This is a genomic window from Streptomyces sp. NPDC033165 (genome assembly GCF_055577965.1).
This window is the reverse complement of record NZ_JBVIPK010000013.1, coordinates 30,502-54,008: the sequence shown is the minus strand read 5'-3', so window position 1 is coordinate 54,008 and position 23,507 is coordinate 30,502. Positions and strand designations below refer to the sequence as shown.

The following is a 23,507-nucleotide window of genomic DNA, read 5'->3' as shown; positions in this document are numbered from 1 at the left end:
GGCCTGCGGTTCACCCTCCTGCGAACGGCGGGAGCACCTCGACCGTGCCGCCCTCGGCAAGGCGTACGGTCTCATGCCCGCGGGTCCCGACGGGGTGCCCGTCGATGAGGAAGGAGCACCGCTGGAGCACCCGGCTCAGCTCGCCCGGGTGCCGCTCGCGCACCGCGTCGAGCGCCTCGGCGAGGGTCGCAGCCGCGTACGGTTCCTCCGCGGTGCCCGCGGCGGCCTTCGCCGCAGCCCAGTAGCGGATCGTCCCCGCTGCCATGGCGCCACTCCTTCGGTTCGGTCGTCGGACGTGGTGTGCGTCCTGTGCGTCAGTTGTCCATGATGGGGCACGCCGCGACCGCCCAGTCGGCGATGCGGGTGAGGAGGGCGTCGTCCGCCGCGTTCTCCGCGTGCCCCATCCCCCGCTCCAGCCACAGTTCCGCACCGCCCGCCCCCGCCGCGTCCGCCAGCATCCTCGGGTGGTCCAGCGGGAAGTACGGGTCCCGGTCGCCGTGCACGAGGAGCAGCGGGGCCGGGGCGATGAGCGGAACGGACTGCACGGGAGAGAGCGGGACGGGGTTCCACTCCTCGGTGGCGATGCGGGTGCGGAGTCCGTAGCGGCCGACGAGCCGGCCCGAGGGGCGGGTGACCACCCAGTGCAGGCGGCGCATCGGAGCCGTACCCCGGTAGTACCAACGGGCGGGAGCGCTGACGGAGACCACGGCATCCGAATGCGCCCCCGTGCGCCCCCCATGCCCCTCGCGCGCCACTACGCGAACGGAGGCATCCCCCGCCCCGGAATCCGCCGTACCCGCCCTCGTACCTGTGTCCGTATCCGTATACAGAGCGCCGTGCCGCAGCACCACCGAGCCGCCCATCGAGAACCCGACCGTAACCACCCGCGCGTGCCCCAGCTCGCGCGCCCAGGCCACCGCGGCGGCCAGGTCCAGCACCTCGCGGTCGCCCACCGTGGAGCGTCCACCGGACCGTCCGTGTCCCCGGAACGAGAACGTGATCACGGCCGCACGCTGGGCGAACGCCCGCGCGGCCCGGCGGACGGCCGGGCGGTCGGCCGAGCCGGTGAAGCCGTGTGCCACCACGATCGCGAGGCTCTCGGCGGCCGTGTCCGCCGGCGCCCCGGAACCCGCCGTACACGGTTCGTACACCGCCTCGACCGGTACGCCGTCATCGGTCAGCAATGTGGCGAATCGTGGGACCCGCGTGAGCAAGGGAACAGAAGAACTCAGGAATCGACCCTCGGACACTGAACTCATGTGGGCTATTCTGCTGCGAAGAGGATCCGGGCAATGCAGCCCCCGGGTCCTTTTGTGCTTTCCGGGCGTTGTTACGGAGACGTTTCGACAAGCTCAGCGGTCCCAGGGCGCGGGACCGCACCGTAAAACCTGTATGACGTACGAAGCAGTGCCGCATACTCCCCCGGGTCCGACCCGGGAGTGCCCCTCTCGCAGGGAACGAGGAGGACCGACGTAATGGGCGAGCGAACCGTGCAACACGATCGACCGAACCGGGCAGGTGGGCGGCGATGAGTTCACTGCTGCTTCTGACGAACGCACTCCAGCCGTCGACGGAGGTGCTCCCCGCCCTCGGCCTCCTGCTCCACAGCGTGCGGGTGGCCCCCGCCGAGGGCCCGGCCCTGGTGGACACCCCGGGTGCCGACGTGATCCTGATCGACGGGCGCCGCGACCTGCCGCAGGTCCGCTCGCTCTGTCAGCTGCTGCGGTCCACCGGGCCCGGCTGTCCGCTGATCCTCGTCGTCACCGAGGGCGGCCTCGCGGCCGTCACCGCCGACTGGGGCATCGACGACGTCCTGCTGGACACGGCGGGTCCCGCCGAGGTCGAGGCGCGGCTGCGGCTGGCGACCGGCCGGCAGCAGATCACCTCCGACGACTCCCCGATGGAGATCCGCAACGGTGATCTCTCCGTCGACGAGGCGACGTACAGCGCGAAACTCAAGGGCCGGGTCCTCGACCTGACGTTCAAGGAATTCGAACTGCTGAAATACCTCGCCCAGCATCCGGGCCGGGTGTTCACCCGCGCCCAGCTCCTCCAGGAGGTCTGGGGCTACGACTACTTCGGCGGTACGCGGACGGTCGACGTCCACGTCCGGCGGCTGCGCGCCAAGCTCGGCCCCGAGCACGAGTCGCTGATCGGCACCGTGCGCAACGTCGGCTACCGCTTCGTCGCGCCGGAGAAGATCGAGCGGGCCGCGGAGGAGCCGAAGGGCCGGGCGGCGGCCGAGCAGCCGTCCGGCGAAGCCGTCGCCCGTTCGGAGCAGTCGGCGGCGGCCGAGGTGACGGAAGAAGCCCCGGTAGAGGCTGCCAAGAGGTAGTTCCATCCGCGTAGACTGCCGCGCGTGGCCAAGGTGACGCGGGACGATGTGGCGAGACTGGCGGGGACGTCGACCGCGGTCGTCAGCTACGTCATCAACAACGGACCCCGGCCGGTCGCCCCGGCCACGCGCGAGCGGGTACTCGCCGCGATCAAGGAGCTGGGCTACCGGCCCGACCGGGTCGCCCAGGCCATGGCCTCGCGGCGCACGGACCTCATAGGCATGATCGTGCCGGACGCCCGGCAGCCGTTCTTCGCGGAGATGGCGCACGCGGTCGAACAGGCCGCCGCCGAACGCGGGAAGATGGTGCTCGTCGGCAACTCCGACTACCGCGACGAGCGCGAGGTCCACTATCTGCGGGCCTTCCTCGGGATGCGCGTCTCCGGGCTGATCCTGGTCAGCCAGGGCCCCAGCGAGCGGGCGGCGGCCGAGATCGAGGCCTGGGACGCCCGGGTCGTCCTGCTGCACGAGCGCCCCGAGGCGATCGACGACGTCGCGGTCGTCACGGACGACGTGGGCGGCGCCCAGCTCGCCACCCGCCACCTGCTGGAGCACGGCAACGCGTACGTGGCCTGCCTCGGCGGTATGGAGTCGACCCCGGTGGTCGGCGACCCGGTGGCCGACCACGTCGAGGGCTGGCGCCGGGCGATGCACGAGTCGGGCCGCTCCACGGAGGGCCGGCTCTTCCAGGCGCCGTACAACCGTTACGACGCCTATCAGGTGGCCCTCGGCCTGCTGTCGGGCCCGGACAGGCCCCCGGCGATCTTCTGCGCCACGGACGACCAGGCCTTCGGCGTGCTGCGGGCCGCCCGGGAGCTGCGCATCGACGTGCCCCGGGAGCTGGCGGTGGCGGGCTTCGACGACGTGAAGGAAGCCGGTCTCACCGATCCGCCGCTGACCACGGTCCACTCCGACCGCCCGGCGATGGCGCGGGCGGCGGTGGACCTGGTGCTGGATGACGCGCTGCGGGTATCCGGTTCGCGCCGGGAGCGGCTGAAGCAGTTCCCCTCGGCGCTGGTGGTCCGGCGCTCGTGCGGCTGCGGGGAACCCCCGCTCTCCGCCTGATCCGCCCGATCCGCCCGATCCTCCTGGTCAGCCTCATCCGCCTCATCCGCCACCGCGCCCTCTCCTCGTACGGCCCCTGAAGGTCTTTACATCGGGCATACGCGGTTCTGCCGGGCTTCTCAGGACGTACTCAGACCCCTCTCATGTTCGCTCGCCAGCCTGGTGCACATGACGGAGAACCCCCGCCCGAGCGGCGCGTACACGACGGACCAGGCCCCCACCTCGTACTCGTACGACGGCACGGCGTACGGCACCACGCACGCCGGCGGCACGGGCGGCTACCCGCCGCCGCCCCCGTACGCGCCCGCCAGCAGGCGCCGGGCGAAGCGGCCGGTGGCCCTGCTGACGGCGGTGGCGCTCGCCGCCGCCGTGATCGGCGGCGGCACCGCGACGCTGGTCGGGCAGCTCACCGACGGCGGGGCGCGTACCACCGGCTCCGGCGGGGCGGTCAACGGCACCACGGTCTCGCAGAGCAGCAAGGGCACCGTCGCGGGCGTCGCGGAGGCGGTCTCGCCCGCCATCGTGGAGATCGGCGCGTCCTCGTCGGCGGGCAGGTCCACCGGGTCCGGAGTGGTGATCACCGAGGACGGTGAGATCGTCACCAACAACCACGTGATCTCGGGTGCGCAGCAGATCCAGGTCACCCTCTCCACCGGGAAGACCTACACCGCCGATGTCGTGGGCACCGACCCCGACAAGGACCTGGCGCTGATCAAGCTCCGGGGCGCGAGCGGGCTGAAGACGGCCACGCTCGGGGACTCCTCCCAGGTCAAGGTCGGTGACGAGGTCGTGGCGATCGGCTCGCCGGAGGGCCTGACCGGCACGGTCACCAGCGGAATCATCTCCGCGCTGGACCGGGACGTCACGGTGGCGAAGGACGACTCCGGGCAGGGCTCACGCCAGGGCCAGGGCCAGCGCGGCGGAAGCGTCCCCTGGCCGTTCGAGTTCGGCGGCCAGCAGTTCAACGGCGACACGGGCGAGCAGACGACCACGTACAAGGCGCTCCAGACCGACGCCTCCCTCAACCCCGGCAACTCCGGCGGGGCGCTGATCAACATGGACGGGGAGATCATCGGCATCAACTCCGCGATGTACTCGCCCAGTTCGTCGGCGGCGGGCAGTGGTTCAGCGGCGGGCAGCGTGGGCCTCGGCTTCGCGATCCCGGTGAACACGCTGAAGGCGGACCTGGACACCCTGCGCGCGGGAGACGCCTCCTGATCCCGTACAGCGACCCGGCCGTGCAAGGCTGAGGGCGCCCCGTCGGCCGGACACGAGAAGAGGACACGCAGCGATGAGCCCCGCCGAAGACGATCCCCAGCGCATCCTGATCGTCGACGACGAACCGGCCGTACGCGAGGCCCTGCAACGCAGCCTCGCCTTCGAGGGATACGGCACCCGGGTCGCGGTCGACGGGTACGACGCCCTGGCGACGGCCGAGGCGTACGCCCCCGACCTCATCGTCCTGGACATCCAGATGCCCCGGATGGACGGCCTCACCGCCGCCCGCCGCATCCGGGCCACCGGCTCCACCACGCCCATCCTCATGCTCACCGCCCGCGACACCGTCGGGGACCGGGTCACCGGCCTCGACGCGGGGGCGGACGACTACCTGGTCAAGCCGTTCGAGCTGGACGAGCTGCTCGCCCGCATCCGGGCCCTGCTGCGCCGCAGCTCCTACGCGTCGACGGCGGCGGGCGCGGACACCCCGGACGACGACGTGCTCTCCTTCGCCGACCTGCGCATGGACCTGTCCACCCGCGAGGTCACCCGGGGCGGTCGCCGGGTCGAGCTGACGCGCACCGAGTTCACGCTGCTGGAGATGTTCCTGTCCCACCCGCGCCAGGTGCTGACCCGGGAGCAGATCCTCAAGTCGGTCTGGGGCTTCGACTTCGAGCCGAGCTCCAACTCCCTGGACGTGTACGTGATGTACCTGCGCCGCAAGACGGAGGCGGCCGGCGAACCGCGCCTCGTCCACACCGTGCGCGGGGTGGGCTACGCGCTGCGCACGGGCGGGAGCGGCGAGGCGTGAGCACGGCGCAACCCCCCGCGGGCCGGGCCGGGCCCGCCGTGAACCGGTTCGTACGCCGCTTCCGGGCGCTGCCGCTGCGCTCCCGGCTCGCGATCCTGGTCGCCACGGCGGTGGCGGTGGCGGTGGCTGCGGTGGCGGTGGCGTGCTGGTTCGTGACCCGCGCCCAGCTGGAGGACCAGCTCGACGACTCGCTGCGCGACGCGAAGATGGACAACGCGCCGATGCGCGATCTGCTGAGCTCGTGCCTGAGCGGCGGGCAGTTGCCCGCCCAGGAGTTCCCCGGCCAGTACACCGTGCAGATCGTCGCGGCGAACGGGAGCTACTGCACGGCTCCGAACACCACCCCCGTACCCGCCCAGCCGAGTGACGTGGCCGTGGCGGCGGGGGAGCGGAGCGACGCCCTGCACACGACGGAGAACGACGCCGGACAGGACATGCGGGTCTACACCCGCAAGCTGACCCCGGTGGTCGGCTCCGGCCAGGCCACCAACCAGCTCGCGGTCTCCGTGGCCCGCCCGCTCAGCGAGATCGACGCACCGCTGTCCACGCTCGCCTGGGTGCTGGCCCTCGTCGGCGGCATCGGCGTCGTCGGCGCAGGCGCGGCGGGCCTGTGGGTGGCCAGGGCGGGCCTGCGCCCCGTGGACGAACTCACGGAGGCCGTCGAGCACGTGGCGCGCACGGAGGACCTGACCGTACGTATCCCGGTCGACGGGGAGGACGAGATCGCCCGCCTCTCGAACTCCTTCAACTCCATGGCCGCCCAGCTCGCCTCCTCCCGCGACCGCCAGGCCCAGCTGATCGCGGACGCGGGCCACGAACTGCGCACCCCGCTGACCTCGCTGCGGACGAACGTGGAGCTGCTGGCGCGCAGCGACGAGACGGGCCGGGTGATCCCGCCGGAGGACCGGAAGGCGTTGATGGCCTCGGTGAAGGCCCAGATGACGGAGCTGGCGGCACTGATCGGCGACCTTCAGGAACTGGCCCGCCCGGACGCCGCCGAACCGGGCCCGCTCCAGGTGGTGGCCCTGCACGAGGTCACCCGCACCGCCCTGCGCCGCGCCAGGCTGCGGGGCCCGGAGCTGACGATCACGGAGGACCTGGCCCCCTGGTACGTACGGGCCGAACCGGCCGCCCTGGAGCGGGCGATCGTCAACGTCCTGGACAACGCGGTGAAGTTCAGCCCGCCGCGCGGCACGATCGACGTACGGCTGCACCGGGGCGAACTGACCGTCCGGGACCGCGGCCCCGGCATCCCCGCCGAGGAACTCCCCCACGTCTTCGAACGCTTCTGGCGCTCCCCCTCCGCCCGCCAGCTCCCCGGCTCGGGCCTGGGCCTGTCTATCGTCGCCCGTACGGTGCACCAGGCGGGCGGCCGGATCACGCTGCGCCCGGCCCCCGACGACGGCCCCGGCACGGTCGCCACGATCGGGCTGCCGGGGGCGCCGACCCCGCCCCCGGAGATGTGAGGCCGCACGAGCGGATCGGGCGGGCGTCTCGGCGGCGGCGGAACCGGGCGCTGGAGGAGATCCGCTCGCGTCGGCGCCGACGGCGTCATCCCGTGGTCGCCCTGCGCCCGCCGCACGGGCGAGCTCGGGTCGCCCCGGCGACGGATGCCGAACAGCCCCCCTTCACACGATGATCGACACCATCGGATCCCGTCGAGGAGGGCACACGTGACCACGCAGGCCAAGGCCACAGCAGCAGCACCGGCAGCCGAGACGTCGGTCCACGCGCCGGCCGCCGGCGAACCCGTCGAGCCCGTCCCCCGCTGGGCGGTCCGGATGGCCCATGCCATCCCCCTGTGTGTCCTGCCGTCCGGGTTGTGGCGTGTCGCTCTGGTGCTGGGCCTGGCCGGATACGACTCCGACTACCAATGGGCGGTGTGGGAACGCCCGTACGTGATCGGGCTGTCCGTGGTCTCCGAAGGACTCGCGCTGCTCGCCCTCGGGCTGGTGCGGCCGTGGGGCGAAGTCGTCCCGCGTTGGGTGCCGGGGCTGCGCGGCAGACGGATACCGATACGGGCGGTGGTCATTCCGGCCGCACTCGGGGCGGCGCTGATCATGATGCTCTGCGCGTACGGCACGCTGAACCAGGTCTTCGGCTTCATGGAGCCGCTGAACGACGACGGCACCGGTCTCCCTACCAGCGGTCCTGCCGCCTGGGCACTGTGGACGACGTACGCCCCGGTCCTCGCCTGGGGCCCGCTCCTGGCGATCCTCACCGTCGCGTACTACCGACGCCGCCGGGCGAACGACGCATCGGCTGCCGCTCGGCCCGCAGCCCGATAGCCGGTCCGGACGGGCCCGCCGTTGCGCGGGCCCGGCCGCGCGAGCGCACAACCGCCGGCGCCGCAGGCCCGAGCCTCCTCGCCCCGGTCCGGCGGCGGACCGGGGCGGGCGCCTCAGCGGCGGCGCGTGCCCCTCACGCCGCCGGGTTGTGCCGGATCAGCGACTCGACCAGACCGGGCCGCTGGTTCGGGTAGTCCATCGGGACGATGCCCAGCCCCGTCCACCCGGCGGTCTCGGAGCGCTCCAGGAAGGAGTGGACCTGGGGGTTGAGCCGGTCCGCGTTCCAGCGGGGCGGCATCAGGGCGGCGGTGGAGACGTAGTTCATGAAGAACCTGCCCGGCTGCTGGGCCGCCCTGCGGAACTGGGCTTCGATCTTGGGGTACTTGGCGAACGGCTCGGCCATGTAGTCGTCCTGGATGTCGAAGACGGCAGGGTCGCCGTAACGCACCCCGGGCAGACCCCCGTTGTCCGCCAGCAGCACGACCTTGCCGCGGGCCCCGCCGAGGTCGGGAAGCGCGGGGTCGAGGCGGAACAGGGGCCGCCAGCCTCTCGCGTCCAGGTAGTCGTCGAAGACCGCCCGGAACGCGGCGTCACCCTCGGAGGAGTACTCCTGCTTGACCCTCATCAGCACCGTCTCGCTCGGCCGTGCGGCGAGGAACTTCCAACAGGCGACGAGGACATCGCCGAACATCATGTTCTGGAACGCGGCCCCGTGGTGGATCGCGAACGAGCCGTCGATGAGGCGGCAGCGTACGTCCAGGAAGCGGATGCCGCTCTCCAACTGGTGGGCGATCGTGGTGTTCTGACACTCCGACCAGGGCCCGCCGAACCGGGCCCCCGAGTCGTGCGTCCCCGGGATCGTCAGCCGCTGGAGCGCGGTGCCGTCGGGCAGGCCGCCCATCCAGTCATGCGTCCCGCGTACGGTCCGGGCCGCCTCGCGCGAGGCGGCGACGGCCGGTGCGGCGCCGAGGATCGCGGTGGCGGAGACCGCGAGCGCGCCGGCCAGGAATCCTCTGCGGGTACTCAGGGGTGCGGGCGCAGGGGTGGACACGGGGCGCCTCCAAGGGCCGTGGGGAAAGGCCTTTGGATTGTGACGGGTACACGTCATGACCGGAAGGGGGTGGGCGGCGCCATGGGTTCGACGCCGCCGAACCCGGCTTCGCCCCCCCGGCGGTCGGCCGACGCGTACGACTCGACGTGCTCGCGCACCTCGGCCGTCCCCCGGGAGCGGCATCGGCGCGGGCTGCGGCCCGTCGGCGACAGCACGTCGCCGACCGCCGCGACGGCGGAGGGCCCGGCGGCTGAGCCATCCGGCGGCGCTCTCTCACACGTGGCGGTGACCCTGTTCCTCGGCCGGATCAGCGCCGGGCGCCAGGGGTGGGCGCTCCGTGCTTCCCGAGCCGAGACTCACGCCATGAGACATCCTTCCCCGCGGCGCCATGGGCGTCCTCGTAGGCGTATCGGCTCCGCCGGACTCGCCTACGTGACGGCCCTCGCGGCCGTCCCCCTCCTTGTGCTCGGCCCCGGTGCCGTTCCGGCATCGGCCGCGCCCCTGCCCGGCGGGCTCGGGCCCTGTGTTCCCGGAGACTGCCCCGACCCGTTCCCGGGCATCAACAACGGCCCCATCGCGGGCCGGGACAACGCGATCAACATGTTCGTGGGTGACGACTTCCTCGTCCGCGGCGCTGCGGCGGAGGCCGAGGGGCGCGTCGTCGTCCTGGACGACTTCGACATGAACAAGGACGCCCAGGCGAGTCAGGCCTACAACGTCGGAGAGGCGGGCGTCGGATCGCGTGTTGCGCCGCCCGTCGGAGCGGACTGGCTGACCACCGGTGGCGATATCACCGTGGCGACCGGCCAGCGGGTGCTGGCCGAGGCCGGCGTCGTACGGTACGCCGGCTCGCTGACCGGCACGGTCGAGGCCACCCTCACCCAGGACGACGCGGCCGTCGCCCCCTATACCGCTCTCAGGGACGAGCTCACCACCGCGAGCCGCTGCTACGCGCGCGTCGACGGCTCCCCGAGGACGCCCACGGGGACGGCCGTCAACCAGGGCACCCAGACGCTGTTCACCGGTGACGGGACCTCAGCGCTCCAAGTCTTCAACGTCGACTTCGACCTGACGGGGCCCTCGGGTGCCCAGCAGGGCATCGTCTTCGCCGGCATTCCCGACGACGCGACGATTCTCGTCAACATCGTGGGCGCGAACCGTACGCTCAACACCTACAGTGGCGGGATCGACGACGCCACCGATCCGCTCAACGCCTACCGCGAGCGTCTCCTGTGGAACATCCCCGACGCCACCACGGTGAACCTCACCGGAACCGGACAGTTCCAGGGCAGCTTCCTCGTCGGGGAGCAGAGCTCGGCCACCACGGTCACCCTGCCGGGCATCAACGGACGCTTCTTCACCACCGGATCGCTCACCCACACCAGCGCCGCCACGGGCGGCGGCGGCCAGGAGTTCCACGCCTACCCCTTCAACGGCGACCTGCCCGACTGCACGACCCCGCAGCCCGTCACCGGTGCGGTGGAGGTACTGAAGACGGACTCCGAGACCGACGCGGCACTGCCGGGCGCGACGTTCCAGCTCTGGGAGGAGACCAACGGGACCCCCGGTCTCCAGACCGGCGGCGCCACTCCTGACACCACAGTGGGAGAAGTGTGCGTCACAGGTGACGACGGTACGTGTTCCCGGACGGTGGAGACAGGGACGTACTACTGGCAGGAAACGGAGGCCCCGGACGGATACGACCTGCCCGACCCCGCCGTCTTCGGGCCCCTCGTACTGACCGAGGAGAACGCGAGCGCCGGCGTCTCGGTCACCGCCGCCAACACCCGAACGCCGATTCCGCCGGGCACCGGCACCGTCAAGCTGCTCAAGACCGATGCCGACAGCGGTCGGCCGCTGCCGGGCGCGACGTTCGAGCTCTGGGAAGAGACCAACGGGCGCGAAAATCTCCAGACAGACGGCAGCGACCCCGACACCCGTGTCGGGACCGCCTGCACCACGAACGGCGCGGGCCTGTGCTCCTTCGGCGACCTGGACCACGGCACGTACTACCTGCGCGAGACCGGCGTACCGGATGGCTACGTCCTGCCCGGCGACCCGGTCGCGGGACCATACGTGGTCAGCGCCGACCAGGAGGTCGTGATCGCGCGGCTCGCCAACAGCCGCGACGGCAAGCCCTGTAAGGACACGGGCTACGGCTACGGCTACGGAGACGACGCGTACGGTTCGCATCCCGGCCGTAAGGGGCACGCCGGGCCCGCCTGACCGCCGCAGGTCCCGCAGTCCCGGCTTCGAGTCCGGCGACCCGGACATGTACGCGTACCCGCGACCGGTGTCACCCCCCAGGTGGCACCGGTCGCTGCGAAGCGTCCGCGCCACGGACAGACTTCGCGGCGAACTCGGCATCGCCCATCACCCGCAACCGGATCTGGGCACCCTCACCCGCGACGCCCTCGCCAAGATCCCTCGGCATCGGGCCCGTTGCCCTCTGCGGCACCACTGGCCTCATGACCAACATGTGCACGCTGTTCACCACGCAGGGCGCGTTCATCAACGGCAACAACCCGACAGTGGTGGCCGACGCCTCGGCGACCCGCCCGCTGCCGCTGAAGGGCAACCCGAACGGCATCCCGGCCGAGCAGCTGCACGAGTCGGCGCTCGCCACGGTCCAGGACCTGTACGGAGTGGTGGTCCCGGCGCAGAAGTCGCTGAAGTAGCTCCGCAGGACGGGTGACGGCAGGACGGGTACCGCAGGGCGCGCACGCTCGGGCGCGCCCTGCGCCACGCCCGTACAGCAAACCCCCGCGCCCCACGCCCGGATGCCCCACATTCCCCCATTCCCTCCATCGGAAGTGAACCCTATGAGCACGTTCCCCCTATTCCGCCAGAGATCGCACGACTATCCGCAACGGAGATCACGAAGATGGCTACCCGCAGAGGCTTCATGACCGGCGCTTCCGGAATCGGCACCGCGGCCCTCCTGGGCTACGCGGCGACCCCGCAGACAGCGGCGGCGGCCGCCGCCGACGGCCCGGCGAGCGCGGTGCGGGTCTCGCCGCAGCAGGCGAAGGACTCCCTCCTCGCCGTCAACGCCGGAATGCGCACCAACTACGCGGCGCTCAAGGCAGAACTGATCAAGCGCCTCTCCCCCGTGGTCGTCGTACAGAACGACGCCAAGGGCGGCCGGTTCACGCTCGTGACGGAGAACGGCCAGGAGAGCGCCAGCCCCGTGTCGGAGACGTTCGAGCTGGCGAAGTCCATCGCCCACGTACCGCTCGGCGTCTTCTCGGTGATCGCCTCGTACCTGGCGGACCACATCCCCAACCTCCCGAACGCCGACCGGATCGACCCGCACGATCTGCTGATGGTGGCGTTCAACGACGACTCGTCGACCGCCTGGATCCCCCCGCTCCAGGCCTACGCAGCCACCCTCACCACTGCTCGCCAGAACCTCCCCGACGCCGGGCTCCCGGCCGCGCTGACGACCTCGTGCGGCAACATCCTGGACGCCGCGCTCCGGTTCATCGACACCTCGGTGACGACGCGGTCGTTCGACATGAAGTCCTTCCAGGACTTCTCCGGCAGCGTCGACTCCGACATCCGCACCAACGTGGCGCACGCGGCGCAGGCCCAGATCAAGGGCGTGCGGGACCGGATGAAGGCGTGGCGTACGAAGGTCGGAGAGGCGGGCTGGGCCAACCTCTACTGCGTGGTGATCTCGCAGTGGACGACGAGCGTGCTGAACCAGAACACGATCATCATCAAGGACTGCATGAACCCGGCGAAGGTCGCCACCCACCTGATCGACCTGCCCGGCCTGGAAAGCCCGGCCGACCCGGTGTTCACCGCCCTGGACAACCTCGCCCGGATCGTGCAGGACAACGTGGCGGCGGAGATGGTGTCCCCCAAGGACACGAAAGTCGCGGACGCCCTCAAGGGCAGGGAGGACCTGCTCGCCGACGAGATCCTCAACCAGCTCGGCACCCGCCGGGCGGTTGCGAAGTCCGCGCCGACGTACGGCATGTCGGCGGGTGGGATGTGCCCGGTCAAGAAGTAGCGCGTGGCGCATGAGCGTTGCCTCCTCCCGCCGGAGCAGCCGTGCGGTCCGGGAGGAGGAGGCGTCTCCGTATCGAGGACGCCACGGTGGTGGACGCCGACCGCGCCACGTCTGATCCGCGCATCCTTCACACCCGAGCCTTGCGTCGCATGTGTGCCGGGTGGCAGTGTTCGCACAACTGAGCATGCGTGCGGCTTCCAAAGACCAGGTGGGGATGGACGAGCAGGCGTTCGACGCCTTTTACGCCGGGAGCGTGGGGCGGCTCATCGGCCAGCTGTACGCCATGGTCGGCGACCGCGCCGAGGCGCAGGACGTCGTCCAGGAAGCCTTCGTGCGGGCCTGGGAGCGCCGGACCGCGCTGGACAAGGACGGGGCGCCCGAGGCGTGGGTGCGTACCGTGGCCTACCGGCTGGCGGTCAGCCGGTGGCGGCGGGTGCGTACCTCCCTCACCTTCGCGAAGCGGCAGGGGCCGCCCCCAGACGTTCCGCCGCCGGACGACCACCACGTGCTGCTGGTAGCGGCGTTGAAGCAGATCCCCCCGGCGCAGCGACGGGTCATCGTGCTCCACCACCTGTGCGATCTCGAAGTGAAGCAGGTCGCCGAGGAGACCGGCTCCCCCGTCGGTACGGTCAAGGCGCAGCTGAGCCGGGGGCGGGCTGCGCTGGCGAAGATTCTGGCCGATACTGAGCTGGATCCGCGCGCGGGCCGGGTCTCGGAGGTGGAGCGTGGCTGAAGAGACCAGCTTGGACGAGCGGCTCGCCGACCTTGCCACCGGGGGCCGGCAGGCCGCCGTGCCGCTGGCCGCCGAGCAGATCCGGGCGCGCGGGGACCGGCGTCGGCGGCGCAAGCGGGCGGCTCGGGCCTCGGGCGGTGTGCTGCTGGCCGCTGCTGTGGTCGTGGGGGGTCTGTCGCTGGTCCGCCCGGGGCCGGATCGGGCGCCGACCGCCGCAGATCCGAACCCGTCCGCGAGCGCTGCCCTCTTCGTTCCCCCGACGCCGGCGCCGGGGGAGGAGTACGCCAGCGAACTCGGCTACGTCTACGACGCGGTGGCGCTCGACGGCGGCAGGGTCCGGGTCACCGTCCAGCAGCTCCGTGACGAGAAGGGGACGGGCGTCCCCACCGGTGTGGTGCACAGCCTGACCCTGCCGGCGGTGACCCCGGTCGAGGTGGAGCACCTGTCCGGGGGAAAGCCGGGAGACCTGCGGCTGGAGGATGTCGTGGACCGGCTGCGGGCCGGGCCGCAGTGGGTGTTCGCCCTCGATTACGACGGTGAGGGCCGGGTTCAGTCGCTGCGGGAAGCGCACTGGCTGTCCGTGGAGTGACGTCCGGGCGCTCGCGCCGCAACACCGTCGTGGACGCCTCGTGGGCAGCAAGCCACGGCGGACCTCCCAGGAGCAGCCACAGCTGACGCCGTAGGTACGGGTACTCATGCGCGAGTTGTAAGCGCTGCCTATCTTCGCGGGATGCCCACAGATCCAACACCGCCGTCATCCGCTTCCAACAGGAGTGGCTGCTGCCTGGCGCTCGCTGGTCTGCCCCTCGTCTGGTTCATCGCCTCCCCCTTCCTGCCGGAACAAGTGTTCTGGTTCCCGTTCTGGTTGGGGGCTGTGATGTGGAACGGAGCGGACGGCCAAGGCGGCATCAGCCACTTGCTCGGCTAGCAGCAGGTAGGGGCCAGAGCGATCCGACGTATCGGCGAACGTGGAATCACAGGATCAGCGCCTGCTTCGGCCCGGTTGACGACTTCTTCCGGCCGGATGCAACCCGGCGGGCGGTGTGGGGCGTAGAGACCGTGTACCCCGCCCGCACCGGTTTCCAGGAGAACGTTGACCATGCACACCTCACGCCGCCAAGCCGCGTTGCGCCTGCTCACCGTCGTCGCCTTCGGCGCCCTTGTCCTGACCGGCTGCGGCGGGGCGACCGCGGGTCCCGCGGAGCCCTCCCCCGTGGGAGCGACGGCCACCGCAGCGACCGGCGAATCGGCCGCAAGCCCTTTCGCCGGTACCAAGCAGTTCGTGACGATCGACAAGGCCTGGACCGAGGACGGACTGACCAAGCTGTCGATGCGGTCCGCCGAGAAGAAGGTGAACACCCAGTTCGACACCTGGCAGATCGTCCCCGGCACAGGTGAATTCGTCACGGTGACCATGGCGAAGGACGCCCGGGTGCTGCTGACCGTGCCGATCCGCGGCGACGCCGCCCCGGAGGCCGGGCGCGGTGAACCGGTGCCGACCACGCAGGCCGAGTTCGTCACCCTGCTGACGCGATTGGACTCCCGGATCCGCGAAGACTCCGGGTTCGACCTGAGCTTCGACGGAGAGGGCCAGGTCACCAAGTTGCAGTCACTGTACAAGCCGTGAGCCGGGTGAACCGGGTACGCCGGGAGCTGCCGAGGCCCGCAGCGGAGGTGGGGCATGGCCGATGAGAGCGGTCTGGAGAGCCGGCTCGCCGACCTTGCCACGTCGGGGCAGCGGTACGCCGCGCCGCTGGTCGCGGAGCAGGTCCGGGCGCGCGGGGACCGGCGTCGGCAGCGCAAGCGGACGGCTCGGGCCTCGGGCGGCGTGGTGATGGCGGCAGCCCTGGCCATGGGAGTCCTGTCGGTGACCCGGCTCGGACCGGAGGCGGTACCGTCCGCCGCGAAGCCGACGGCAGCAGCGAGCGTCTCCCTGTTCGCGACCCCGACGCCCGCACCGGGGGAGGAATATGCGAGCGAACTCGGTTTCGTTTACCACGCGGTGCCACTCAAGGAGAATCTGGTTCAGGTGACCGTGGCACAGGTTCGCGCCGGGAATGGTGTCGCTATTCCCACCGGAGTGGTCCACAGAATGACCCTGAAACCGGAAACTCCGGTCGAAGTCGAGCATGTGGCAGGTGGCGAGGCGAGGGACATGCGGGTAGGCGAATTGGTGGACCGGCTGCGCGCGGGTCCACAGTGGGTGTTCGCGCTCGATTACGACGGTGAGGGCCGGGTTCAGTCGCTGCGGGAAGCGCACTGGCTGTCCGTGGAGTGACTGCCGACGGACCACTTACCGGCCGCTGACCCGCCACTGACCCGCCGCTGAACGGCCACTGACCGGCCACTGACCGCCTTCGAGTGAGCTCTGACCGAGCAGAACGCCTCCCCCATGGAAATATCGACACCATCTCTCCAGTCTTCAGCATGCTCACTCGGGAACAGCTTTCGGGATCCCACCGGCTTTCATTGCCGGTGGGATCTCTCTCGTTTTCTGGAGGAGGCGGGCTGGGGCGGAACGGCGTAGAAGTCGAAGGAAAATACATCGGATCGGATGCAACCCCGGGGCCGATGTGGGGCGTAGAGAGTGTGTAACCCAAACACGCTGATCAATAGGAGCAGTTGACAATGAACGCTTCCCGCCGCCACATCGCCAAGGGCTGGCTCACCGCTATCGCTCTCAGCACGCTCGTTCTGACCGGCTGCGGCCAGCAGACCGCAGACCACTCGGCCCCCGCCGCGGCCGCCAAGCCGGTTTCATCCCCCACGGCCGACGACACGACGGACGCAACGGACGGCGCCCGGTCCGAGGACGGCGACAAGGCCGTCCCTCCCGCCACGAGCGGCCAGCAGCAGACCACACCGCCCTCGCAGGCCGACAAGACGACTTTCCGGACGGACGCCGACAAGAAGTCCGCCGGGGCTGCCGCCCCGTCCTCCGCGCCGACAGCCCCGGCAGGCGCCGAGAGCACCCCGGCAGGCTCCAAAGACACCTCGGTGGCGACCGCCAAGGCCCCCTTCGCCGGCACCGAGCAGTTCGTGACCATCAGCAGGGCCTGGACCAGCGACGGGCGCACCTACCTGTCCGTGCGGACCGCCCAGAAGAAGATCAACACCCGGTTCGACACCTGGGAGATCACCCCGGGCACGGGTGCCTTCACGACGGTGCCCATGGCCGAGAACGGCCGGCTGCTGCTGGCGGTCCCGGTTCGCGGCGAGGTGGCCGGCACCAGCCGTGCCGAGCTGCTCGGGTACTCCCCCGCCGAGCTGGTCACCCTGATCAACCGGCTCGACCCCGCACTCTCCGACGGCATCGGGTACGACCTGGAGTTCGACAGTGCGGGTCAGGTGACCGGCCTGACGTCGCTGTACCGTCCCTGACCTGCCTCGGACCTCCGCGAAGGGGGTCGGCGTCCCGGAGGCGTACGCCATGGAACCGCACGGAGCCCGCACCGCCCGCGCCCCCGCCGCCGGGGCCGGTCGGGCGACGCTCCGGCGGGCCCGCGCCTCACGTTCGGGCCGCGTATCGTGCTGGGCCGACGGAGCGCCCGACCCCGGCTCCCGCCGCGAGCACAAGCACGCCGAGGCGGCACTCCTCCTCGGCTCGGGGTGCGTCGACCGCAGCCGGAACAGGACTCCTTGCTACTTCCTCCGGCTCGCCTCGATCGTGAACACGACTGTCAGACAGGCCAGGGCTGCGGCCAGTGAGCCGAAGAAGATCCCTTCGAAGAGCCAGCTGTTCGCGTTCTCAACCGTGCCGTCCTCGTACGTGCAGGACTTCTCGAAGGGGAAACTTGCTGTGTGCAGTTCCCCGCAGCGATTGTGCAGGTCCTGGTCGAGCACGCTCGCCTTGACCCAGGACAGAGCCCATACGAGAAGAAAGAGCCCGGCGAAGGCACACACGGCGCCCCATAGCCGGTTCAGCTGGGCATCGCTGGTGTGGGCTGTCGTCACGCGTCGAAGCGTACCGCCGCCCATCCTGCACGGCCCCGCTCGGCCGGTGCCGAAGGCTGCTGCAACGAACGGCCTCCCGAGCCGAGTTGCTCACCATGGGCTTCGGGGAGCTCACGGGAAACGAGGGAGGGGCGGCAGGCCCGAAGGCCCACCGCCCCTCCTGCGCCAGGAGTCAGGCAGTCACAGGTAGCTACAGGTGGCTACAGATGGCTACTCGACGACCGTGATCCGGTCCGTGGCCGGCGGTGCCAGCGGGGACGAGGCCGTGGCGTGGGTCGCCAGGTAGGCGTTGAACAGGTCCAGGTCGGACGCGCCGACCAGCTTGTTCGTGCCCTGGCCCAGGACCGGGAAGCCGTCGCCGCCGCCCGCGAGGAACTCGTTCATCGCGACGCGGTAGGTGCGCGCCGGATCGATCGGCTCGTCGTTGAGCTTGATGGTGTCGGTGACCACGCGGTCCGCGCCGGTCTTCGTCAGGTCCAGGGTGTAGGTGAGGCCCCTGGAGACCTGGAGGATCTTCGGGGCGGCCTCGTTGGCACCGCTGACCTGCTGCTGGAGGGCGGTGATCAGCTGGGCGCCGGTCAGGTCGACGACGTTCATCATGTTGGTGAACGGCTGGACGGTGAAGGTCTCGCCGTACGTGACGACCCCGTCGCCCTCACTGCCGGACGCCTCGTACACGAGGTCCGAGCGGATACCGCCCGGGTTCATGAACGCGACTTCCGCGCCGCCCTTGTCGGCCGGGGCGAGGCCTTCGAGCTGGGCGTCGGCGATGACGTTGCCGAGCGGCTTCTCGGGGGCCGTGGAGCCGCGGCCGTTGATGTCGGCGGTGATCCAGCCCTGCGCCTTGTTGGCGACCGGGGCGGCGAGCTTGTTCCAGCGGTCGATCAGGCGCGTCATGTCGGCGGCCTTGGGCTGGTCCCGGGTCACCACGTGGTTCGCGGACTTCACCGACGTACGGACGATGTCCTTGGTGCGGCGGTCGTAGGTGAGCGTGGTGTCCGTGTAGAGCTTGCCGAAGGACGAGGCCGAGGTGACCATGCGCGGCTTGCCCGACGGGTCGGGGATCGTGCAGACGTACGCCTGGTGGGTGTGGCCCGTGACCAGGGCGTCCACCTTCGGCGTGATGCCCTTGGCGATGTCGACGATCGGGCCGGAGATGCCGTCACCCGCGCCGGGGCTGTCGCAGTCGTAGTTGTACGAGGTCGAGGCCGGGGCCCCGCCCTCGTGGATCAGGGCCACGATGGACTTGACGCCCTTGCGGTCCAGCTCCTTGGCGTACTTGTTGATCGTCTTGACCTCGTCGTGGAACTTGAGGCCCTTGACGCCGTTGGCGGTGACGATGTCCGGCGTACCCTCCAGGGTGACGCCGATGAAGCCGATCTTGACGCCCTTCTTCTTCCATATCGTGTACGGCTTCAGCAGCGGCCTGCCGGTCTTCTCCTTGGTGACGTTGGCCGCCAGGTAGGGGAAGTCCGCTCCCTTGAACTTCCTGCCCTTCTCGTAGCAGCCCTCGACCGGGTGGCAGCCGCCGTTCTGGAGGCGGGCCAGTTCGGTGGCGCCCTCGTCGAACTCGTGGTTGCCGACTGCCGTGACGTCCAGCTTCAGCTTGTTGAGCGCCTCGATCGTCGGCTCGTCGTGGAAGAGGCCCGACAGCAGCGGGCTCGCGCCGACCATGTCGCCGCCGGCGGCCGTGACGGAGTACGGGTTGCCCTTGCGCGCGGTGCGCAGCGAGGTCGCCAGGTACTCGACGCCACCGGCCGGGATCGCCTCCACCGTGCCGTCCGCGTGCGTCTTCTTGACCGTACCCGCGGAGCCGGACGGGGGCTCCAGGTTGCCGTGCAGGTCGTTGAAGGACAGCAACTGCACGTCGACGGTGCGGGACTTGTGGCCGTGCCCATGCCCGTGGCCGTGGCCGTTGCCGTTGCCCCGGTCATGAGCGCCGGCCGGCATCGCGGCGATGAGCGCGCCCACGGTGGCCAGACCGGCCGCGGCGGCGATCACCCGCCGGGACGCACGGTTCTTCTGCGGAGTCGCTGACATCGGTCCCCTTGTGGTGTCAGTGGTCGTGGTCTCACAGGTGCGCCGTCGGTGCCGCCGGTGCCACCGGTGTCGTAGCCGACGCAGCTGCGGAAGCTGTCGTAGCTGTCACTGGTTGTCACTTGCGGCGGCACACGTCGGGAATCCTGCGTCCCGCAGCCTAGAGTCAACGCGCGTAGCGCAACAGGTGTTCGGGGTTACGACCTGGTTGCCATCCGGCCAAACGGGCGCCACGAACCGGCCGCCCCGCCCACTCCGGCCGCCCTCCGCTCCCACCACCCCACCGTTCCACCGGCCCGCCCACTCCGGCCGCCCGGCCGCCCGGGCCCTCCCGCCCCCGGTTCCGGGACGTACACCCCCGGCGTAGCACCCGTACCCGCACCCGCTCCCCGTACGCTCGTCCTCATGACGACTGACGTACCCCTCCCCGCCCCCGGACGCGAGATTCAGGCCCTCGACGCACTCGACCCCGACCAGGCCGAGGCCGTCCTCGCCCTGCTCACCGAGGCGGCCGGGTCCGACGGCCGGCAGGCGGTCTCCGAGCAGGGGCGGCTCCGAATCCGGGGCGGACACCGCGACGGCGTACGGCACTTCCTGCTCACCGTGGACGGCGAGCTCGCCGGATACGCCCAGTTGGAGGATGTCGACCCGGTCGAGGCCCCGGCCGCCGAGCTGGTCGTCCACCCCGCGCGGCGCGGCAGCGGGCACGGCCGGGCCCTGGGCGCCGCCCTCCTCGCCGCGACCGGCAAGCGGCTGCGGGTCTGGGCGCACGGCGGCAGCTCGGCGGCCCGCCACCTGGCACAGGTCCTCGGCCTCTCCCTCTTCCGCGAACTGCGCCAGCTCCGGCGGAGCCTGACCCCCCTCGACCTCGCGGAGCCCGTACTGCCCGAAGGCGTCACCGTACGGACCTTCGAGCCGGGCCGTGACGACGAAGCCTGGCTCGCGGTGAACCGCGCCGCTTTCGCTCACCACCCCGAGCAGGGCTCGCTGACCCAGCAGGACCTGGACGACCGCAAGGCGGAGCCCTGGTTCGACCCGAAGGGCTTCTTCCTGGCCGAGCGGGACGGGGCGATCGTGGGCTTCCACTGGACGAAGGTGCACGCCGAGGAGCAGCTCGGTGAGGTGTACGTGGTCGGCGTGACGCCCGACGCCCAGGGCGGCGGCCTCGGCAAGGCGCTGACCGCGATCGGCCTGCACCATCTGGCCTCCGAGGCGCTGCCCACCGCGATGCTCTACGTGGACGCGGACAACACGGCGGCCGTGACGGTGTACGAGCGGATGGGCTTCACCACGCACGAGGTGGATCTGATGTACCGCACGGAGTCCTGACCTCCCGCCAGACCGGTCCGGGGCGGCGTCACTTGACGCCGCCCCTCTTTTGCACCACCCTTTCACTACTCAATTAGTGAAAGGGTGGTGCAGCGCATGGCAACCGAGTCCGCAGCGGTCGAGTTCCGAATCGACCGGCGCAGCGGCGTCGCCACCTATCTCCAGATCGTCCAGCAGACGAAGCAGGCCCTGCGCCTGGGCGTCCTCGAACCGGGCGACCGGCTGCCGACCGCCCGCGAAGTCGTGGAGGCCACCGCCATCAACCCGAACACCGTCCTCAAGGCGTACCGGGAGCTGGAGCGCGAAGGACTCGTCGAGGCCCGCCGCGGGCTCGGCACCTTCGTCCGCAGGACGCTGGGCGGCGCGGCCGAGGCGACCGCCGCCGACTCGCCGCTGCGCACCGAACTCGCCGACTGGGCCCGCCGGGCGCGGGCGGCCGGGCTGGAGCGGGACGACGTCGCCGCACTCGTCACCGCCGTACTGGACAGCACGTACAAGGGGGACCAGGAACGATGACCGGCGTCGCGATCGAGGCACACGGCCTCGGCATGACCTACGGGCGCGGGGGCGGCGGCCGCCGCGCCCTGCACGACTGCTCGTTCCGGCTGCCCGCCGGACGCGTCTGCGCCCTCGTCGGGCCCAACGGCGCGGGCAAGTCGACCCTGCTGAACCTGGCGGCCGGGTCAGCCCGGCCGAGCGCCGGCTCCCTGACCGTCCTCGGCTCCACCGGTCCCGCCGGTCCCACCGGCCCCGCCGACGTACGCGAGCGCATCGCGTACGTCCCCCAGGACAAGCCGCTGTACCCGCAGCTCACGGTCGCCGACACGCTGTGGGCGGGCGGCGAGCTGAACCCGGCGCGCTGGGACCGTGCCACCGCCGACCGGATCGCCGGACCGCTGCCGCGGCAGGCCCGCGTCCGTACGCTCTCCGGCGGACAGCGCACCCGGCTCGCCCTGGCCCTCGCGCTCGGCAAGCGGCCCGAACTGATGCTGCTGGACGAGCCGATGGCCGACCTCGACCCTCTCGCCCGGCACGAGCTGATGGGCGCGCTGATGGCGGAGACCGCCGAGCACGGGACCACCGTCGTGATGTCCTCGCACATCCTCACCGAGCTGGAGGGCGCCTGCGACTTCCTGCTGTTCGTGGACGGCGGGCGCGTCCGGCTCGGCGGTGAGGCCGAGGACATCGTCTCCGCCCACGCCCTGATCACCGGGCAGGCAGGGCGCGACCTGGCCCCGCACACCGCTGTCGAGTCCCGTACGACGGGCCGTCAGCTCACCGCTCTGATACGGAAGGAGGGCCCCGTGGACGACTCCCTGTGGTCCGTCACGGAACCCTCCCTGGAGGACCTGCTCCTCGCCCACCTCCGCTCACCGGACGCCCCGCCCCTGCTCACCCCGAGCGCGAGCGCCGTCCCGGGCGAGGCCCGTGAGGCGGTGGCGTCGGCATGAGCGTCTCCACCATGAGCTCTCCCCCCACGAGCGCCCCCGCCACAGGCCGCGCCTCTCTGCGCGGGTCCGCCCGCGTGGTGCTGCGTCTGCACCGCAAGGCCCTCTGGGCGGCGGGCGGCCTGCTGGTGCTCGGCATCGGCGTCGTCGTGGCCCTCCGTGTCTGGATGGCGTCCGCGAAGGAGCTGTGCGCCGACGGCGACACCACCCCGTGCGGCGGCCCCGTCTACCAGCCCAGCTACGCCCGTACGTCCACCGAGACCTTCCTCGCCGACGGCGGCACGGTGCTGCTCCTCCTGGCCGCCCTCGTCGGCGTCTTCGTGGCGGGCCCGCTCATCGCCCGTGAACTGGAGAGCGGCACCTTCCGGCTGGCCTGGGCCCAGTCGGTCTCCCCCGCCCGCTGGCTCGCCGCCCGGCTGGCGGTGCCCGCCGCGCTGGGAGTCAGCGGCCTGGCGGTGCTGGTCGTCGTCTACCGCTGGGGCCTGTGGGCGGTCAGGGGGTACCCGTACTCGAACCGGACCACCTGGTACGGCTCCGGCGTCTTCCCGGGCACCGGGCCCGCCCTCCTCGGCTACGTGCTGCTCGCCGTGGCGGTCGGCGCCCTGTGCGCGGTCCTCGTCCGTCGCACCCTGCTGTCCATGTCCCTCACCGCCCTCGTCCTCTGGGCGGTCGCGTTCGGGCTGGACAAGCGGCGGCACGAGCTGTGGCCCGCCGTGTTCCGGACGGACCAGGACGCATTCAGGTCCTTCTCCGCCGGGGACTGGTCCATCGATGCGGGCATGGTCACCGCGTCGGGCAAGAGGCTGTACTGGCAGGACTGCTACGACGCCGACCTGGCGCAGAACTACGACGTCGACCTGGCGCAGCACATCGAAGCCTGCCTGCGCGACCGGGGCGCCGTCAGCGACTTCATCGAGTACCACCCCGCCTCGCACTACTGGCCCCTCCAGCTCGTCGAGACCGGCATCCTGCTGGCCCTCGCCGCGCTCGCCGTGTTCCTCGCCTTCCGGGCCCTGCGCCGCCTGCACGGCTGAGCGGAGGCGTCCGGCAGCAGCCGTCGTCCGGGCCCTACGAGGGGTGGGCCCGGACGACGAACACGTACGGTCACCACGGGCCCGATCTCAGACCCGATCTCAGGCTCGATCCAGGCCCGTCCGCGCCCGATCCGCAGGCACACCGCTTCCTGGACGTCATGTCGCCGTTACCGGCCATTCAGACAC

Annotated in this window: 22 protein-coding genes and 1 pseudogene; 18 read left to right on the top strand and 5 right to left on the bottom strand. The window is 71.3% G+C overall.

Annotated elements, in window-relative coordinates:
* Nucleotides 1-10: 10 nt before the first annotated feature.
* Both ACZ5WC_RS26140 and ACZ5WC_RS26135 read right to left on the bottom strand, forming a co-directional pair.
* Nucleotides 11-265, bottom strand: a complete 255-nt coding sequence (locus ACZ5WC_RS26140) for a MoaD/ThiS family protein (RefSeq protein ID WP_096629892.1) — start codon at nt 263-265, stop codon at nt 11-13.
* A gap of 49 nt (nt 266-314) precedes the next feature.
* A complete protein-coding gene (locus ACZ5WC_RS26135; protein WP_468543088.1) occupies nt 315-1,259 on the bottom strand; it encodes an alpha/beta hydrolase family protein in 945 nt (314 codons plus the stop codon).
* 269 nt (nt 1,260-1,528) lie between these two features.
* Between ACZ5WC_RS26135 and ACZ5WC_RS26130 the strand changes: the two genes are divergently transcribed.
* The 6 genes from ACZ5WC_RS26130 (at nt 1,529) to ACZ5WC_RS26105 (ending at nt 7,717) form a co-directional block, all read left to right on the top strand.
* Complete coding sequence (locus ACZ5WC_RS26130; protein ID WP_468543087.1) at nt 1,529-2,335, top strand: winged helix-turn-helix transcriptional regulator; 807 nt, start codon at nt 1,529-1,531, stop codon at nt 2,333-2,335.
* Nucleotides 2,336-2,359: 24 nt separating this feature from the next.
* Nucleotides 2,360-3,400, top strand: coding sequence for a LacI family DNA-binding transcriptional regulator (locus tag ACZ5WC_RS26125; protein WP_468543086.1), 1,041 nt, complete (start codon nt 2,360-2,362; stop codon nt 3,398-3,400).
* A gap of 168 nt (nt 3,401-3,568) precedes the next feature.
* The gene (locus tag ACZ5WC_RS26120) at nt 3,569-4,618 is read left to right on the top strand and encodes a S1C family serine protease (protein WP_468543085.1); all 1,050 of its coding nucleotides are present in this window, start codon (nt 3,569-3,571) and stop codon (nt 4,616-4,618) included.
* 73 nt (nt 4,619-4,691) lie between these two features.
* Nucleotides 4,692-5,429: a response regulator transcription factor gene (locus tag ACZ5WC_RS26115; protein WP_468543084.1), complete on the top strand. Its 738-nt coding sequence runs from the start codon at nt 4,692-4,694 to the stop codon at nt 5,427-5,429.
* Complete coding sequence (locus ACZ5WC_RS26110) at nt 5,426-6,895, top strand: HAMP domain-containing sensor histidine kinase (RefSeq protein WP_468543083.1); 1,470 nt, start codon at nt 5,426-5,428, stop codon at nt 6,893-6,895. The genes ACZ5WC_RS26115 and ACZ5WC_RS26110 overlap by 4 nt, the downstream gene beginning before the upstream one ends.
* Nucleotides 6,896-7,102: 207 nt before the next feature.
* Entirely contained in the window at nt 7,103-7,717 is a 615-nt protein-coding gene (locus ACZ5WC_RS26105) for a hypothetical protein (RefSeq protein ID WP_468543082.1), read from the top strand.
* A gap of 133 nt (nt 7,718-7,850) precedes the next feature.
* Here the strand turns inward: ACZ5WC_RS26105 and ACZ5WC_RS26100 are convergent, their stop codons facing one another.
* On the bottom strand, nt 7,851-8,825 hold the full coding sequence (locus tag ACZ5WC_RS26100) for a phosphatidylinositol-specific phospholipase C (protein WP_468543081.1): 975 nt from the start codon (nt 8,823-8,825) through the stop codon (nt 7,851-7,853).
* A gap of 306 nt (nt 8,826-9,131) precedes the next feature.
* Between ACZ5WC_RS26100 and ACZ5WC_RS26095 the strand changes: the two genes are divergently transcribed.
* The 8 genes and pseudogenes from ACZ5WC_RS26095 (at nt 9,132) to ACZ5WC_RS26060 (ending at nt 16,900) form a co-directional block, all read left to right on the top strand.
* Entirely contained in the window at nt 9,132-10,994 is a 1,863-nt protein-coding gene (locus ACZ5WC_RS26095; protein ID WP_468543080.1) for a choice-of-anchor A family protein, read from the top strand.
* A gap of 236 nt (nt 10,995-11,230) precedes the next feature.
* Nucleotides 11,231-11,446: pseudogene (locus ACZ5WC_RS26090) on the top strand (cysteine hydrolase); the annotation flags it as partial.
* A gap of 206 nt (nt 11,447-11,652) precedes the next feature.
* A complete protein-coding gene (locus ACZ5WC_RS26085) occupies nt 11,653-12,786 on the top strand; it encodes a hypothetical protein (protein ID WP_468543079.1) in 1,134 nt (377 codons plus the stop codon).
* Between the two features lie 214 nt (nt 12,787-13,000).
* On the top strand, nt 13,001-13,519 hold the full coding sequence (locus ACZ5WC_RS26080) for a SigE family RNA polymerase sigma factor (protein ID WP_468543078.1): 519 nt from the start codon (nt 13,001-13,003) through the stop codon (nt 13,517-13,519).
* The gene (locus ACZ5WC_RS26075) at nt 13,512-14,108 is read left to right on the top strand and encodes a hypothetical protein (RefSeq protein ID WP_468543077.1); all 597 of its coding nucleotides are present in this window, start codon (nt 13,512-13,514) and stop codon (nt 14,106-14,108) included. Before ACZ5WC_RS26080 ends, ACZ5WC_RS26075 begins: the two co-directional genes overlap by 8 nt.
* A 510-nt stretch (nt 14,109-14,618) precedes the next feature.
* The gene (locus tag ACZ5WC_RS26070; protein WP_468543076.1) at nt 14,619-15,146 is read left to right on the top strand and encodes a hypothetical protein; all 528 of its coding nucleotides are present in this window, start codon (nt 14,619-14,621) and stop codon (nt 15,144-15,146) included.
* Nucleotides 15,147-15,200: 54 nt separating this feature from the next.
* Nucleotides 15,201-15,797 (top strand): hypothetical protein, encoded by a 597-nt coding sequence (locus ACZ5WC_RS26065; RefSeq protein WP_468543075.1) that lies wholly within the window; start codon nt 15,201-15,203, stop codon nt 15,795-15,797.
* Between the two features lie 350 nt (nt 15,798-16,147).
* On the top strand, nt 16,148-16,900 hold the full coding sequence (locus ACZ5WC_RS26060) for a hypothetical protein (RefSeq protein WP_468543074.1): 753 nt from the start codon (nt 16,148-16,150) through the stop codon (nt 16,898-16,900).
* A 261-nt stretch (nt 16,901-17,161) separates the two neighbouring features.
* Here ACZ5WC_RS26060 and ACZ5WC_RS26055 read toward each other — a convergent pair whose 3' ends face one another.
* Together ACZ5WC_RS26055 and ACZ5WC_RS26050 are read right to left on the bottom strand one after the other, a co-directional pair.
* Nucleotides 17,162-17,473: a hypothetical protein gene (locus ACZ5WC_RS26055; protein WP_468543073.1), complete on the bottom strand. Its 312-nt coding sequence runs from the start codon at nt 17,471-17,473 to the stop codon at nt 17,162-17,164.
* Between the two features lie 210 nt (nt 17,474-17,683).
* Nucleotides 17,684-19,513 carry a bifunctional metallophosphatase/5'-nucleotidase gene (locus ACZ5WC_RS26050; protein WP_468543072.1) on the bottom strand — a complete coding sequence of 610 codons (1,830 nt, stop codon included), beginning with the start codon at nt 19,511-19,513 and terminating at the stop codon, nt 17,684-17,686.
* A gap of 402 nt (nt 19,514-19,915) precedes the next feature.
* Between ACZ5WC_RS26050 and mshD the strand changes: the two genes are divergently transcribed.
* The 4 genes from mshD (at nt 19,916) to ACZ5WC_RS26030 (ending at nt 23,321) form a co-directional block, all read left to right on the top strand.
* On the top strand, nt 19,916-20,839 hold the full coding sequence (gene mshD / locus ACZ5WC_RS26045) for a mycothiol synthase (RefSeq protein ID WP_468543071.1): 924 nt from the start codon (nt 19,916-19,918) through the stop codon (nt 20,837-20,839).
* A gap of 96 nt (nt 20,840-20,935) precedes the next feature.
* Complete coding sequence (locus tag ACZ5WC_RS26040; RefSeq protein ID WP_468543070.1) at nt 20,936-21,355, top strand: GntR family transcriptional regulator; 420 nt, start codon at nt 20,936-20,938, stop codon at nt 21,353-21,355.
* On the top strand, nt 21,352-22,290 hold the full coding sequence (locus tag ACZ5WC_RS26035) for an ABC transporter ATP-binding protein (RefSeq protein WP_468543069.1): 939 nt from the start codon (nt 21,352-21,354) through the stop codon (nt 22,288-22,290). The genes ACZ5WC_RS26040 and ACZ5WC_RS26035 overlap by 4 nt, the downstream gene beginning before the upstream one ends.
* 11 nt (nt 22,291-22,301) lie before the next feature.
* A complete protein-coding gene (locus tag ACZ5WC_RS26030; protein WP_468543068.1) occupies nt 22,302-23,321 on the top strand; it encodes an ABC transporter permease in 1,020 nt (339 codons plus the stop codon).
* Nucleotides 23,322-23,507 lie beyond the last annotated feature (186 nt).